Genomic DNA, 221 nt, shown 5'->3' on the forward strand with positions numbered 1-221 from the left:
AGATGCGAACAGTTGTACAGCAACTGCGAGTGTAGTAGTAAAACAACCAACGGCAGCATTGACGACGACCCCAAGTGGCGTAGATGTGAAATGTTACGGCGATGCGAGTGGCAGTGCGAGTGTGGTTGCAGCGGGTGGCACAAGTCCATATACTTATAAATGGAGTAATAATGCAACGACCTCAACCATAAACGGTCTAATAGCGGGTACTTACACGGTAG

At 48.4% G+C, this 221-nt stretch carries 1 protein-coding gene; it reads left to right on the forward strand.

Annotation, left to right across the window (positions count from 1 at the left end; all coding sequences use genetic code 11):
• On the forward strand, window positions 1-221 hold a 221-nt coding region (locus ABR854_RS26055; RefSeq protein WP_350268760.1), incomplete at both ends, for a SprB repeat-containing protein.

This window comes from Emticicia sp. W12TSBA100-4 (assembly GCF_040253585.1).
Classification (GTDB): domain Bacteria; phylum Bacteroidota; class Bacteroidia; order Cytophagales; family Spirosomataceae; genus Emticicia.